The sequence below is a fragment of the Bacteroides sp. 2_2_4 genome, from assembly GCF_000157055.1.
GTDB lineage: Bacteria > Bacteroidota > Bacteroidia > Bacteroidales > Bacteroidaceae > Bacteroides > Bacteroides ovatus.
In genome coordinates, this window is the sequence record NZ_EQ973372.1 from 109,417 (window position 1) to 122,764 (window position 13,348).

Below are 13,348 nucleotides of genomic sequence, written 5' to 3' on the forward strand. Positions count from 1 at the left end.
TTGAATTCTTGATGTACTTAATCCAGTTTTCCGAATACTCCTTATCTCCATGTTCATAATATGCAGGAAGAATGTCATGCTCCAATAGATAGTAAATTGCTTCGGCGTCCAGCTGGTTCTGATATTGTTCATTCTGGTAGATACTTTTGTCGGTCAGCGCCCATCCTGCATCCTTACAATAGCCTTCATACCACCAACCATCCAACACTGAGAAATTAAGTACACCGTTCATCAGTGCCTTTTCCCCTGATGTGCCTGAGGCTTCGGCCAGACGTGTGGGAGTGTTCAGCCAGATATCCACCCCTGCGATAAGATGTCTTGCCAGATCCATATCATAGTTTTCAAGAAATATGATTTTACCTAGGAATTCAGGACGCCGGGATATTTCCACAATCTGCCTGATTAGTCCCTGGCCGGCACCGTCACTGGGATGAGCCTTCCCTGTAAAGATGAATTGTACCGGATATTTCGGATTGTTCACTATTTTAGCCAGGCGGTCGATATCGGTAAACAAAAGATGCGCCCTTTTATATGTAGCAAAACGTCGTCCGAAACCAATCAGAAGGGCATTCGGGTTAAACTTCTCAAAAATGGAAATGGTTAATGACGGATCGATCTGGCTTCTAAGCCAGTCTTTGCTGCATTTTCTTTTGATATAATCTATCAGTTTGGTTTTTAGTTTCAGGCGGGTATTCCATATTTCTTCGTCCGGAATGTCGTAGACAGCTTCCCAGATTTTTTGATTGGACTGGTCATGAATAAAGCTCTCATCAAAATTGTCTTTGAAAAGCTTTTCCCATTCGGTGGCGCACCAAGTAGGGAAATGTACGCCATTAGTCACATAGCCCACATGATTCTCTTCCGGGAAGTAGCCTTTCCAGATAGGAGCGAACATTTCCTGTGACACAGTTTTATGCAACAGGCTGACTCCGTTTACTTCCTGGCTGGTTTTACAGGCGAATACAGACATACAGAAACGTTCTCCTTTGTCTCCCGGATTATGGCGTCCGAGATCCATCAGGTTATTCCAGGTTATGCCCAGTTTGTCGGGATACCCTTTCATGTATTTGTTGAAAAGTCCCTCGTCAAAATAATCATGGCCGGCGGGTACAGGTGTATGTACGGTATAAAGAGAAGAAGCGCGTACTAATTCCATCGCTTGGCCGAAATCCAGACCACCGGCTATATAATCACATAACCGCTGAATGTTGATTAATGCGGCATGGCCTTCATTGCAGTGATATACGTCTTTTTCTATACCCAAAGCTTTCAGTGTCATCATGCCGCCTATACCGAGTAAAATCTCCTGTTTCAGCCGGTTCTCCCAGTCACCGCCATACAGATGGTGGGTAATTGGACGGTCAAACTCGCTATTGAGTTCATTGTCCGTGTCCAGTAGATAAAGGGGGATTCTTCCTACATTGACTCTCCAGACATTGGCATGTACAATAAAGCTGTCGGCGTAGGGAATGTGGATTACCAGCTGTTTTCCATCTGGTTGCATCACTTTTTCGATTGGGAGCTGTCCGAAATTCTGTGCTTCATAATTGGCAATCTGCTGCCCGTCCATGGAAAGAGACTGGTCAAAGTAGCCATAACGGTACAACAGTCCTACGGCACAAAGGTCAACGTTGCTGTCTGATGCCTCTTTCAGGTAATCGCCCGCAAGTATTCCAAGACCACCGGAATATATTTTGAGGACCTTGTCTAAGCCGTATTCCATACTGAAATAGGCTACTGACGGACGTTTATGATCTGGAACTACATTAATGTATTCCTTGAAAGCAGTATAGACGGTATTCATCTTGCGGATAAAAAACTCATCATGTGCCAGTGTTACCAGCTTCTCATAATTCATCCGCTCCAGGAACAATATCGGATTTTGCTCCGTTTCTTCCCAAAGCTCCGGATCTAGGTCGCAATACATACTTTTGGCGTCATCATTCCATGTCCACCATAGATTACGTGCTATTTCCGCAAGTTTTCCCAATTCCATGGGAAGATGTGAACCGACTGTAATTTCCCTCCATTGAGGAGTGTTTACATTATAACTTGGATATTCCATAACATTGTACATTAAATAGTTTATATTTCCTTGTTTATTTTATAATAGGGCATTATCCATACCGGATAAAACTTTGTAGTTTCCCGATGATGATACAGTCCGGTATGTCTGCCTCCCGGAGTGTCTTTCCAAGCAGTGGTGAATTAATAACTTTATATGGACAGCTCGTTAAGTACCCGAATCAGGCTTTTGTCAATAGGCTTGTCATTTTTGATTGCTTGTGCAAAAGGAACATAGACAATTTCATTGTTCCGTATGCCTATCATCACATTCTGTTGGTCTTCCATCAGAGCCTGGATGGCTGCTTCTCCTAATCGGCTTGCCAGTATACGGTCGTTGGCACTTGGAGCCCCACCGCGTTGCAGATGTCCCAGAATGGAAACTCTTACATCATATTCAGGATATTCCTTTTTTACCCGGTCGGCATAGTACATGGCACCTCCATTTTTATTTTGGGGACTTTCGGTCACAATGACGATACTGCTGTTTTTTGTTTTTCTGAATCCACGTCCGATAAATGTCTCCAGCTGGTCCACATCCGTTTTGTCCTCCGGAATAATGGCAGCTTCAGCCCCTGAAGCAATCGCACTGTTCTGGGCCAGGAAGCCCGCATCACGTCCCATCACCTCGACAAAGAAAATGCGGTCGTGTGAGGTTGCGGTGTCTCTTATTTTATCTACACATTCAACAATTGTATTTAATGCCGTGTCGTATCCTATGGTGAAATCAGTACCATATAAATCATTGTCAATCGTACCGGGTAGTCCTATACATGTCACGTTATACTCTTCGGCAAAGATACGGGCTCCCGTCAGAGAACCGTCTCCACCGATAATAATCAGTGCACTGATATTTTCTTTTTGTATAACTTCATAGGCTTTCTTACGTCCTTCCGGAGTGGTAAAAGCTTCGGAACGCGCTGTTTTCAGTATAGTACCTCCCCTTTGAATAATACTGCTCACGTCTTCTGTTGTGAGTTCCTTTACTTCACCGGCAATCAGTCCTTCGTATCCCCTATAAATTCCCTTTATTTTAAAGCCGTTGAAGATGGCGGTACGGGTTACGGCGCGGATCGCTGCATTCATTCCTGACGCATCCCCTCCGGAAGTCAGGATTCCAATATACTTGTTATTCATAATTCATTTTTATACAATTATTAGACAAAATCAGAAAGTAACTGCTTTAATTTTTTCCTACTATGAAAGATACGGCTTTTTATTGTACCTAGCGACACTCCTGTTTCTTGAGCTATTTCCCGATATTTGAATCCGGATATATACAACATAAAAGCGTTGTAATGTTCTTTAGGTAGTGTTTTAAGGGCTGCCCTTATCTCCTTGGCATCTTGACTATTGTCTATGAAAGCAAAAGAGTCATCTCTTAGCAGGAAATGATAGTCGGGTTCGGATAATATATATAAGTCTCCCTGGCTTTTTTTTATCCGGTAGTTATTTATAAAAGCGTTACGCATAATGATATACATCCAGCCTTTAAAATTTGTTCCAGGATCAAATTTATCCTTATTATCCAGAGCTTTCAACATTGTTTCCTGCAATAAATCCTCAGCATCGTGTTTGTCAGCTGTCAATTTATATGCAAAACCTAGCAGATCACTTTGCAGAGCTATTAATGCTTCATCAAAATTGAATGTTTTCATTATAGTGATTTGAGGTTCAAAGGTTTATATCAAGGCATCCCCCTAAATATAAGGAACGCCTTGGGTAAAGTTTAGCTAAGATATCTTATTTGATATCAATAGTTCTGGTTATCTTCTGAACTTCTTTGTCCACTGTTTTGGGAATATCTATAGACAGAATCCCATGTTCTACCTTGGCTGTAATCTTATCTTTTTCAACATTGTCCGGCAGTATGATACTTTGTTGGAATTTGGAATAAGAGAATTCACGGCGTAGGTATTTTTTGTCTTTTTTCTCCTCATTCTTCTCTTCCTTCTTTTCCATGCAGATTACTAGATTGTTGTTTTCATCCACATTAACGGTGAAGTCATTTTTTGTCATTCCCGGAGCTGCCAATTGGATTTTATAGTCCTTTTCATTTTCAATTACATTAATAGCGGGGGCTGTTGCATTTGCCTTCATCATCCACTCATTGTTAAAGAAATCATTAAAAATACTTGGTAACCAATTCTGGTTCATTTTTGTAGGTACCATTTTTACCTCCTTTTTTAGTTAATAATTAAAGTTTAGAAAATATGTCTGGCTGCTTGACAGAACTTTTATTGTTTAGTCATTCCTTGTTTTGCTACAGCTTCCGTCCGTTTACGTATCTCTTCCGGATCACCGAGAAAATAGTCTTTGACAAGAGCCAGCCGGTTGTCGAATTCAAAAACGTAAGGAACTGCTGTAGGCAGGTTCAGGTTGGAAATGTCTGTATCGGATATTTCCTTGAGATGCTTGATGATTCCACGCAGGCTGTTGCCATGGGCAACTACCAGCAGGTTATCCTTACATGTCAATGTGGGAAAGATGATGCATTTCCAATAAGGCATTACACGCTCAATGGCATCTTTCAAGGATTCCGTACGTGGAAGTTCCATATCCGGGACATCTGCATAACGTATGTCTTTACTCGGATTGCGCGAATCGTCCTCTCCCAATGCTGCAGGAGCTATATCATAACTTCTCCGCCAGGTGTGTACTTGTTCTTCACCATATTGGGCAGCCGTCTCACTTTTGTTAAGTCCCTGAAGTATGCCGTAATGTTTCTCATTCAACCTCCATGTCTTTTCGACGGGAATCCAGCTCTCATTCAGGCGGTCCAGAACGTAGTCCAGCGTTTTTATAGCACGTTTTAAGTAAGAAGTGTAGGCAATCTCAAAAGAAAATCCGGCTTCTCGTAATGTATCGCCTGCTTTGCAGGCTTCTACAACGCCTTTTTCACTTAAATCAACATCTGTCCACCCGGTGAAGCGGTTTTCTTGGTTCCATAGGCTCTCACCATGACGTAATAATACTATTCTTTTCATGGACGACCTGTCTTTATGCAATGGTTATTGAAGAATCCAAATATACATCCTGTATGGTGCTCAATAGCTGGACCCCATCTTTCATTGGTTTTTGGAAGGCTTTCCGACCACTAATCAACCCCATACCGCCAGCACGTTTGTTCACTACTGCTGTAACAACAGCATCATGCAGGTCGGATTCTCCATGAGATTCACCACCCGAGTTGATTAGTCCGACGCGTCCCATATAGCCGTTAGCTACCTGATAACGGCAAAGGTCTATCGGGTGGTCAGTTGTCAGCTCTGTATACATGCGCTCATTTGTTTTTCCGAAGCCGATGGCTTTGAAGCCACCATTATTGGACGGAAGTTTTTGTTTTACGATGTCAGCCTTGATCGTTACTCCGATATGGTTGGCTTGGCCTGTCAGGTCGGCTGCAGCGTGATAGTCGGTTCCGTCTTTCTTAAAACCGCTGTTTCTCAAATAACACCATAAAATGGTAGCCATTCCCAGTTCATGAGCATATTCAAAAGCTTGCGATACTTCCACTATTTGGCGGCGACTTTGCTCCGAACCGAAATAAATAGTGGCTCCAACTGCTATGGCGCCCATATTCCATGCTTCTTTTATTGTACCGAACATTACTTGGTCATAGCTATTCGGATAAGTAAGCAGTTCGTTATGATTCAATTTGACGATGAATGGAATTTTATGGGCGTATTTCCGTGCTACGGCGCCTAATACGCCGAATGTAGATGCTACGGCATTACATCCTCCTTCAATAGCCAATTTTACGATGTTCTCCGGATCAAAATAAAGTGGATTGGGAGCGAAAGATGCCCCAGCAGAATGCTCTATACCCTGGTCTACAGGTAGGATGGATACATAGCCGGTATTCGCTAAACGTCCATGTCCATATAAAGTTTGCAAACTCTCCAATGTCCGAATGTTTCTGTCCGAATTTATCCATACCTTATCTACTATATCCGGACCCGGAATATGAATCAGTTGTTTATCTATTGTCTTGCATGTATGGTTTAGGTAGTATTCAGCCTGCCCACCTAATATATCTACTGTTTTGCTCATATCATTTATCTTTTAACTATTCAGGTTTATTATTTGCATCCATCCAATTTAGCATCTATGAAAAGGATACCACTATCTCCGGCTTTCTTTAACAGGTTTACAATATTCTGTACACCGGCTTCTTCCTCTACTTGTTCCCGGACAAATTTCCACAGAAAATCCTGTGTGGCATTATCCTTTTCTTCTGAAGCTAAGTATACCAATTCGTCAATCAACTTGGAGATATGCTTTTCATGTTCCAAGGCATGTTCAAAAACTTCCAAAGAATTTCCCCATCCTTGTGGAACTACATCCACTTTGTCTACTTTCGGTGTCGCCTCACGTTTAACCATATACTCGGCAATGGTGCACGCATGTCCCACTTCTTTTGCAGATTGTTTCCGCATCCAGTTGGCCATACCTGAAAAACCTTCTTTTTTTAGATAGAAAGACATAGACAGATACAAGTTGGCAGACCATAATTCTGCTGTGATTTGTTCATTCAAAGCATTTTGTAATTTCTCACTCATAATGATTTAAATTTTTAGAGTTAATAATAATTTAATATTCTCTCTTATCTTGAAACAAGCATAAACTTGTCCCAAAATGTCGATAAAACCGGGTTATCCTATTAATAAAATATTCATGATCTATTTTATTATTGTTTATTATGTTGCAAAAAGTAGACCATACAAGGTTATATAATCTTTAATATTATGAGATGTTAAATGGAGGGACATACTGTTAGAAATAAGGTAGTCTCCGCACATTTTCTTGGGCAAGAATACGTAATAATTCCAAAAGGGCCGTACTTAGATATATTCGGTCTGAATACAGCCTGTTGATGAAAGAATTAGAGGACGCATCCACGTTTCGGCATAGTATGAGGAGTATGGAGACTAGGCGGGACATATATCGTTCATGTTCAATCAATTCGTTTAAGGCACTTACTGGAGCTTGCCATTTTGCACATCCCGTTTTATCTCATTAATTGCAACGCATCCTCCATTATGATATATCCAGCTCATCATTTGATAGACTTTGTTCATATTATCCTGAGCCTGGGTATTTAGCCAGGAGCTCAGTATCGGGAGTTGTTCACTTTCAAAATAAACCTGTAAAGACAGGTATAAGTTGGTTGACCATATTTCTGCGTTGATCAATTCATTCATGGTACTTTCTATTCGTTTATCTATCATTATTCTGAACATTAAGGTTACATAACTGATTGCGTACGTTTCTTGGTATATAAAAATTCCATTTCATAGAGGTAATCTATAAAAATGAAACTTTTAACGATAGTTTAATGATGCGACATTTTTACTGCATTGGACAAATTGTCGCATAAGACGGAATAATAATGTCTATTTGTCACTTCCACGAGTGATAATCAATAAAATATCCAACAATTTTTCTATTCTTACAATATTATCATATATAGATTCCAAGGTCTTAGGATACAGATAAGACTTACAGTCCTGTATTTCCTTTGCCAAAGCGAGAACTTGTAACCAAAGGTCTTTTTCTGTATGGTGAGAGGAACCGCTATTATTGGCTATCATGGAGGAAGGTCTCAGAAAAATATGTTGGCATGTAATTTGTAAGATAGTGATTGTGTGTCTTGAAAAAAACAGGAATGGAAATAAACAGAATAAGAATTTCACTAAAGACAGTAACAAACGAAGAACAGAAACCGGTCGAGACAGTCGTCTTACTTTTAGAACAAGTTGCTTTCATAATGTTTATCTTCTAGTCAACTCTGTTCCCTGGAGCTGTGTTTATATATAAAGTTAAGCGTGGGAACTTTGGTATTACCGTTCAGAAGTATCCCCATACTCAACAACATATAATACACAAAGCCCCACGCCTATATATATAACACTTTAATATATAAATAGTACGTGGAGCGTCCAATGTATTATCCAGTTGTTGTCTTGAAATTGGGGATTTCCTGAACTTGGATAATGCCTTAACGCTCTATTTTTATTAAGATTTGAAATAAATCCTAATACAAAGATAAGGAAAAAATATTTTATTTTCCAAACAAGTTGTGCAAAATAAGTTGTGGCGTGTATTGCTTTTCTTTTTATTGGCTGAGGAATGGTTATCTTCAGTAATCAGTTTCTGTCTGTCGAGTAAGTCTGTATAATTTTTTTTTGTACCTCTACTTCGGGTCTTGACATTCCTGCTTCATGGCTGATTGTTGTAGGTAGACTATATAATTTTTTCTGTTGTTCATATTTAATGGAGAGTAGAATGGGAATAAGGCCTTTGGATAAGAAGAAAAGCCCCTGAAAATCAGAGGCTTAATCTTGTTTTTGGTGATCCGCCTGGGATTCTCCTTGCAGAGTTACCACGCTGATATTTAAAACTTTATATTTTTTGCTTCAAGCATATCCCATGATTTATCCCACTAATTTGCTACGTGCTTTTGCGGTAGTTTGCTCATGGAGAATACTGGGGCAAAGATAAGCAGAAATATTGATAAATTACTTCTCAAAGTCTAATAATCAATCAATAATTTGTGGTATCATCTTTTTTTTCTTATTATATCTTTTCAATCTAAGATCGGATGTTAACAATGGCACATTATACTTTATTGCTGTTGAATATATAAGCTTATCATGATTGTCGAAACTGTATTTTTTCTCAATATCGGTAATCTTTAAAAAAGCTTCCAGTACTTCTTTATCAATTGCCTCTATCGAAATGTTATCGCAACTCTTAATCTTCTCATAGACTTCATATCTAATTTTCTCAGAACGTTCTACATTTGTGAATTGCTTTGAAAATATTTCCACGAAAACAATTGAAGGTATTAATAGTATAATAGAATCATTGTTAAAAGCTTGAGATATAATGTCCAAAGCATGTTGAGACATTTTATTTTGTATTTCAAATGTCGATGAAAAATAAGACATTAATGCAGTTGTATCAATTACGTACTTTTGTTTCATAAAAGCATCTCAATATATTATGTAAATCTTCCTCGAAAGATTGTGATATTTTTTCTTCTATTTGTGCGATTTGCTCAATATTATTTCCGATTGTAGCCTTTTTATGTTGTTCGATCAATAGATTTCTATTGTCCGGTAAATGATATCTAAACAACTCATCAATAAGTTTATAATCCATTTCATCAACAGTAAAATACATTTTATTTTCTAACTCATATATCTCATGAACAATCTCTTTATTTACAGTTTTACTTTTCATTAATTGTTCTAATATTATAGATAAAAAATAGTTTGAACCTATAATATTAATATCCCAATTATCGATTGCACTTTGGATCAATATGCTTAACTCTTCGTTTTCTATACATTGAGAATGTAATAGATAATCAATGACTTCTTTATATTCTTCTCTAGATAAACAACGATGATTCATTCTATTCCTGATTTGCTTTATTTAATAAGTCTGATGAATTCTCATCTATAATATTTTCAGCTGTTTTTACCTCTATTTCACTCTTTTTTAGCATGTGAGTAACTTCTGCTACATCAATAGTTTTAATATTATTTTTTGCAGCATTTTCTAATAGCATATAGGCAAGTCCTAACATTTGAGCTGCATTATATTCTTTTTCCTCTCCAATCTTTGCAATCGCACTTTCTGTGAATGGTTGAATGCTATCTTCTTTATTAATCCTGTATTCTGTAAGGTATTTCTTAATTAAAAGAATTGCCCTGTTTTTATCTAATTTGTTAAAATAGATAATATGAGGTACAGCCGATGAAGGCGAAATGGAACTTCTTTGTTCCATACCGGATTCACTCCATGCCTTTTCAATCAACCGAGGCACACCAGCATGAAGCATTAATAATAGATTATAAAAACCGATTCTAGCATTAGCAGAAGTTCCATCAAAAAAATTTCTCCTAATTTCTAAGGCAAAATCTCTTTTCTGCCTATCACTTTGAAAATCTGGAATTCTTTCAAAATCATCAACAATAATATATGCTCCGTTAAATCCAGAAGCAAGAAAGAGATATACCATATCATTAAATATGAAGTCAATTTTTTCACTATCCTTTTTTAATTCTTGATAATATGCTTGAATATTAACAGAGGTGATAATCTTAAAATTAACTTTGGAGTATGTGTTTGAATATCTTTTTCTCAATGGATTACTAGATGAAATTTTATTGTAGAAATCATTGTTTTTGACGAGATAAGCATGAATATCGTCATAGTAAATATTTTTCTTGTTATACCATTCTAAATTATTGAGAGATTCAATTAGTGCAGATTCATTCTCTAATTCGCTCTCATCCAATTTATCTGGCATAATATTTACTATTGCGTCTACTCGTAATGATGCTAATGCATAGTCTATTACTTTTGCATTAAAAATAGCTTCAGCCCAAATGTCTAATAAATTGGAAAATGATCTAGTTCTTCCACTTGTATCAGGTGTTAAATATAGTCCAAAGCATTTGTTTGCCTCATTTGTAATGTCTAAGCAATATGAATTATTTATTCTTTTTATCAAATTAATGGCGAATGATGATTTACCGTTACCTCTGCCAACATAGGAAGTATCCAAAATATAGCCAACTCTAATATGACTTGGGTTACTTTGAGGAACTTTGAGAAAACTTTCTTCCACTTGCATTTCTTCAATATCCCTGACAGAGGCTTCGTAAATGTCTCCATTATATCGTTTATCCGTACTTTCTTGATTAAGAAATGGATTCAGCGGAAATGGATTCTCTTTCAGATTATAACATTCATAAACATTTCCATTATCAGTGACTATTCCTGTTGCTTTTTTAAATATACTTCCCATATTAATTATAGTTTATTGCAATTATATTTTTTAATTTTCCATTAATCAACACAGGCTCTCTTTTGAGGTACATTGCGTTGGTTTCATACGGAAGTCTGTCGGCTTCCAATGATATTTGGATTTTCAATTTTCCCTGCAAATTTAACAAATAAGTATGCTCTAAAGAATCATCAAAAACAAAACTTGGAATTCTTAATTTGAAACAAACTCGTTCTTTTAAATCCAGCAAATTGATAAAGTGAGTTTTTCTAGTTTTTTGCAAAATGTAATATTCATCAAGCAGAGTTTTTACGAACTCAGTTTGATTGTTATCGTCCCATAGAGGCTTATGTACGTATAAAGATTCTGAATCCGAATATTCGAAAACTTTCATAAAATCGCCATTTTTTACATTTTTAGTAATAATCGAAGTTGGATAAACAATACGACCACTGAAGTCGGGAAAAAACTCAGTACTATATAAAACGCCTGCCTGTTTGGCTCTTTCTACCCATATATTGAAGACGTCAAAACTGTAATTGTAGTTGTATATATTTTTTAAAAAATAATTCAACCAATATTTTCTAAAATGGCTTAGTACTGAATTATATTTCTCTGTATTAAAGCTTTCACATGGATTTTCACCTATTAATTTATCAAATTTCAATTTGCTGATAAGTTTACCTTCTTCTTCTTGCAAAGATACTATTTGTTTTTTAGTATATTTCCTGATATCCTCTTCTAGACGCTTCATTAGAGCTTTCGAATAATCAAAAACGTGTTGGTTGGTTGTAAATGTTGATTTATCAAAATCAAGCTTCAATCCTGAATAAATAGGGAATATTAACAAACCATTTTTTAAAGTATTATCTTCATAACAAAGTTTCAATAATTGATAAAAAGAAAAGTGTTTCTCTTCCATTTTCTTTAGCATAAAAAGATTGAAACTTAATTTTCCTTTTTCATATTCCTGTAAAGCACTTTCCCCAGAAGGAGTTAAAAAAATGCTCTTTTTTTCGCTATCTATTATTTTGCTATTTGCATTTTTTCTAGTAATAAGATTGTAATCAATAGATTCACTAATTACTTGTTGAAATGTATAAGCAAATTTGGCTAGCTGTTTCTTTGTTAATTTCTCATCATCTGCTGTAAGTCTTTTATATTTTGATTCTCCTAATAGATATTTCTTTTTGAGAATTTTAAATTCCTCTAGTATTTCATTTTCATCAGAGTGCATTTTCACACTCTTTAGTAATATATAAAAATAGTCTAGAAAATAGAATTTCTTGACAAAATTTGGGTTTGGGGTTATCATTTCTTTCTTAAAAATATCTTCCATCGTATATACTTTTACATATCTAATTGATAGTACATTAATCAATGTAGCGTAAAATTAGTTCTTTTAGAGAGTATGTGCAACTTATCAGCATGAAAAAAACATCAAGATACTGTTGATATGCCGTATTTAATATTTTTTAAACAAGGGAGCAGGTATGAATTTGCATAGCGAGAAGACTTAGATTAAGATAACTATAGCTTTGGAAACTTTCTTTTCCTTTTGATTTTTTCTTGCTGTTGTTCTTCAATGTTCGGATTTGAATCGAGAGTTACTTCTGATGCAATGAATCCAACAAGAGATTTTGTTGAATGGTTTTTAAAAATATTGTAGTTTTGTTTTTTACCTGTTTGCTTGTCAGTATTGAAAGCCTGTTTATCCACTTCCTTGTTTGCAAGATTGAAAGAAAACATATTTTCTTGGTTGCTATCTTGATTGATTATCATTCCTTTTTCGCTATCTTGATTTTTTTGTTCCTGTAGTTTGAGTTGTTCTGAGATAGAATTGTTTTTCATCGTATTGTGATAATCAAATGATTCAGTTTGCTGGCGATTGTAGTTGAATAGTTTATCAAATCCCTGTTCTGCCTGTTGGAATAGGTTTATACGATCAAAGCCGCCTGTTACCGTTCCTTTCTTGGTATTCTTATGGTTAGTAAGTGGAGATAGTTTTTTCTTATTGGATTGGTCTTTACGGCTCACAATCAAATGACAGTGCATATTCAGTTCATATTCTGAACGACTGCGATCAAAATGAATTTTGCCATAGAACTTTATATCCGATGCAAAAAGTTCTTTGTTGAAGTTCTTGGCATATTCAGGAATAAACACTTCACGGATATATCGCTTCATTGCTTCGGCTTGTTCCTGTTCTGTGTTACCCATCGCTTGAAGTTCCTTTTTCGATGGGCTGACATGGATAGCATAAAACTTAGCATCCGTTTTTAGAAGTTGCCCGATATTACTATCTATATCTTTTATGACGGTTGATTTATAGATGTTATCCTCTGTCAGATTGAAAAAGCCTTCGGTATAGATGCCCTTTCCTATCCGTTCTAAATCTTCATGTTCCATGTAATTAACTAACTGCCTGCAACTTCCAGTATTATTGTATGTTCCGTTTGATGGCGGGGCAAAGTCTATGTG

At 36.6% G+C, this 13,348-nt stretch carries 13 protein-coding genes and 1 pseudogene; all 14 read right to left on the minus strand.

What is annotated here, in order from left to right; translation table 11 throughout:
• A partial coding sequence (glgP, locus tag BSCG_RS02305) for an alpha-glucan family phosphorylase (RefSeq protein WP_032849840.1) occupies positions 1-2,065 on the minus strand: 2,065 nt, incomplete at its 3' end.
• 152 nt (positions 2,066-2,217) lie between these two features.
• Positions 2,218-3,201, minus strand: a complete 984-nt coding sequence (gene pfkA, locus BSCG_RS02300) for a 6-phosphofructokinase (RefSeq protein ID WP_008777393.1) — start codon at positions 3,199-3,201, stop codon at positions 2,218-2,220.
• A 20-nt stretch (positions 3,202-3,221) separates the two neighbouring features.
• A complete protein-coding gene (locus BSCG_RS02295; RefSeq protein ID WP_008650022.1) occupies positions 3,222-3,722 on the minus strand; it encodes an RNA polymerase sigma factor in 501 nt (166 codons plus the stop codon).
• Between the two features lie 85 nt (positions 3,723-3,807).
• A complete protein-coding gene (locus BSCG_RS02290) occupies positions 3,808-4,236 on the minus strand; it encodes an Hsp20/alpha crystallin family protein (RefSeq protein WP_004309103.1) in 429 nt (142 codons plus the stop codon).
• A 65-nt stretch (positions 4,237-4,301) separates the two neighbouring features.
• A complete protein-coding gene (gpmA, locus tag BSCG_RS02285; RefSeq protein ID WP_004309105.1) occupies positions 4,302-5,051 on the minus strand; it encodes a 2,3-diphosphoglycerate-dependent phosphoglycerate mutase in 750 nt (249 codons plus the stop codon).
• A 13-nt stretch (positions 5,052-5,064) separates the two neighbouring features.
• Positions 5,065-6,117, minus strand: a complete 1,053-nt coding sequence (locus BSCG_RS02280) for a class I fructose-bisphosphate aldolase (RefSeq protein ID WP_004309107.1) — start codon at positions 6,115-6,117, stop codon at positions 5,065-5,067.
• A 29-nt stretch (positions 6,118-6,146) separates the two neighbouring features.
• Positions 6,147-6,626: a ferritin gene (locus BSCG_RS02275; RefSeq protein ID WP_004309108.1), complete on the minus strand. Its 480-nt coding sequence runs from the start codon at positions 6,624-6,626 to the stop codon at positions 6,147-6,149.
• Between the two features lie 214 nt (positions 6,627-6,840).
• Positions 6,841-7,268, minus strand: a pseudogene (locus tag BSCG_RS29775) (ferritin-like domain-containing protein).
• Between the two features lie 192 nt (positions 7,269-7,460).
• Positions 7,461-7,658: a hypothetical protein gene (locus BSCG_RS02265; RefSeq protein ID WP_004306485.1), complete on the minus strand. Its 198-nt coding sequence runs from the start codon at positions 7,656-7,658 to the stop codon at positions 7,461-7,463.
• A gap of 948 nt (positions 7,659-8,606) precedes the next feature.
• Positions 8,607-9,053: a type II toxin-antitoxin system VapC family toxin gene (locus BSCG_RS02260; RefSeq protein ID WP_008777395.1), complete on the minus strand. Its 447-nt coding sequence runs from the start codon at positions 9,051-9,053 to the stop codon at positions 8,607-8,609.
• The gene (locus BSCG_RS02255; protein ID WP_008777396.1) at positions 9,031-9,486 is read right to left on the minus strand and encodes a hypothetical protein; all 456 of its coding nucleotides are present in this window, start codon (positions 9,484-9,486) and stop codon (positions 9,031-9,033) included. The genes BSCG_RS02260 and BSCG_RS02255 overlap by 23 nt, the downstream gene beginning before the upstream one ends.
• A 1-nt stretch (position 9,487) precedes the next feature.
• Positions 9,488-10,888, minus strand: coding sequence for a hypothetical protein (locus BSCG_RS02250; protein ID WP_008777397.1), 1,401 nt, complete (start codon positions 10,886-10,888; stop codon positions 9,488-9,490).
• Between the two features lies 1 nt (position 10,889).
• Complete coding sequence (locus BSCG_RS02245) at positions 10,890-12,206, minus strand: hypothetical protein (protein WP_008777398.1); 1,317 nt, start codon at positions 12,204-12,206, stop codon at positions 10,890-10,892.
• Between the two features lie 191 nt (positions 12,207-12,397).
• Positions 12,398-13,348, minus strand: a 951-nt coding sequence (locus BSCG_RS02240; protein WP_083793688.1) for a DUF5712 family protein, incomplete at its 5' end; no start/stop codon positions are given.

Excerpts from the sequence above, each read along its gene's own strand:
- BSCG_RS02290 (WP_004309103.1), bottom strand. The coding sequence starts at position 4,236 with ATGGTACCTACAAAAATGAACCAGAATTGGTTACCAAGTATTTTTAAT.
- BSCG_RS02245 (WP_008777398.1), bottom strand. The coding sequence starts at position 12,206 with ATGGAAGATATTTTTAAGAAAGAAATGATAACCCCAAACCCAAATTTT.
- BSCG_RS02280 (WP_004309107.1), bottom strand. The coding sequence starts at position 6,117 with ATGAGCAAAACAGTAGATATATTAGGTGGGCAGGCTGAATACTACCTA.
- BSCG_RS02250 (WP_008777397.1), bottom strand. The coding sequence starts at position 10,888 with ATGGGAAGTATATTTAAAAAAGCAACAGGAATAGTCACTGATAATGGA.
- BSCG_RS02295 (WP_008650022.1), bottom strand. The coding sequence starts at position 3,722 with ATGAAAACATTCAATTTTGATGAAGCATTAATAGCTCTGCAAAGTGAT.
- BSCG_RS02265 (WP_004306485.1), bottom strand. The coding sequence starts at position 7,658 with ATGATAGCCAATAATAGCGGTTCCTCTCACCATACAGAAAAAGACCTT.
- BSCG_RS02260 (WP_008777395.1), bottom strand. The coding sequence starts at position 9,053 with ATGAAACAAAAGTACGTAATTGATACAACTGCATTAATGTCTTATTTT.
- pfkA (WP_008777393.1), bottom strand. The coding sequence starts at position 3,201 with ATGAATAACAAGTATATTGGAATCCTGACTTCCGGAGGGGATGCGTCA.
- BSCG_RS02255 (WP_008777396.1), bottom strand. The coding sequence starts at position 9,486 with ATGAATCATCGTTGTTTATCTAGAGAAGAATATAAAGAAGTCATTGAT.
- gpmA (WP_004309105.1), bottom strand. The coding sequence starts at position 5,051 with ATGAAAAGAATAGTATTATTACGTCATGGTGAGAGCCTATGGAACCAA.
- BSCG_RS02275 (WP_004309108.1), bottom strand. The coding sequence starts at position 6,626 with ATGAGTGAGAAATTACAAAATGCTTTGAATGAACAAATCACAGCAGAA.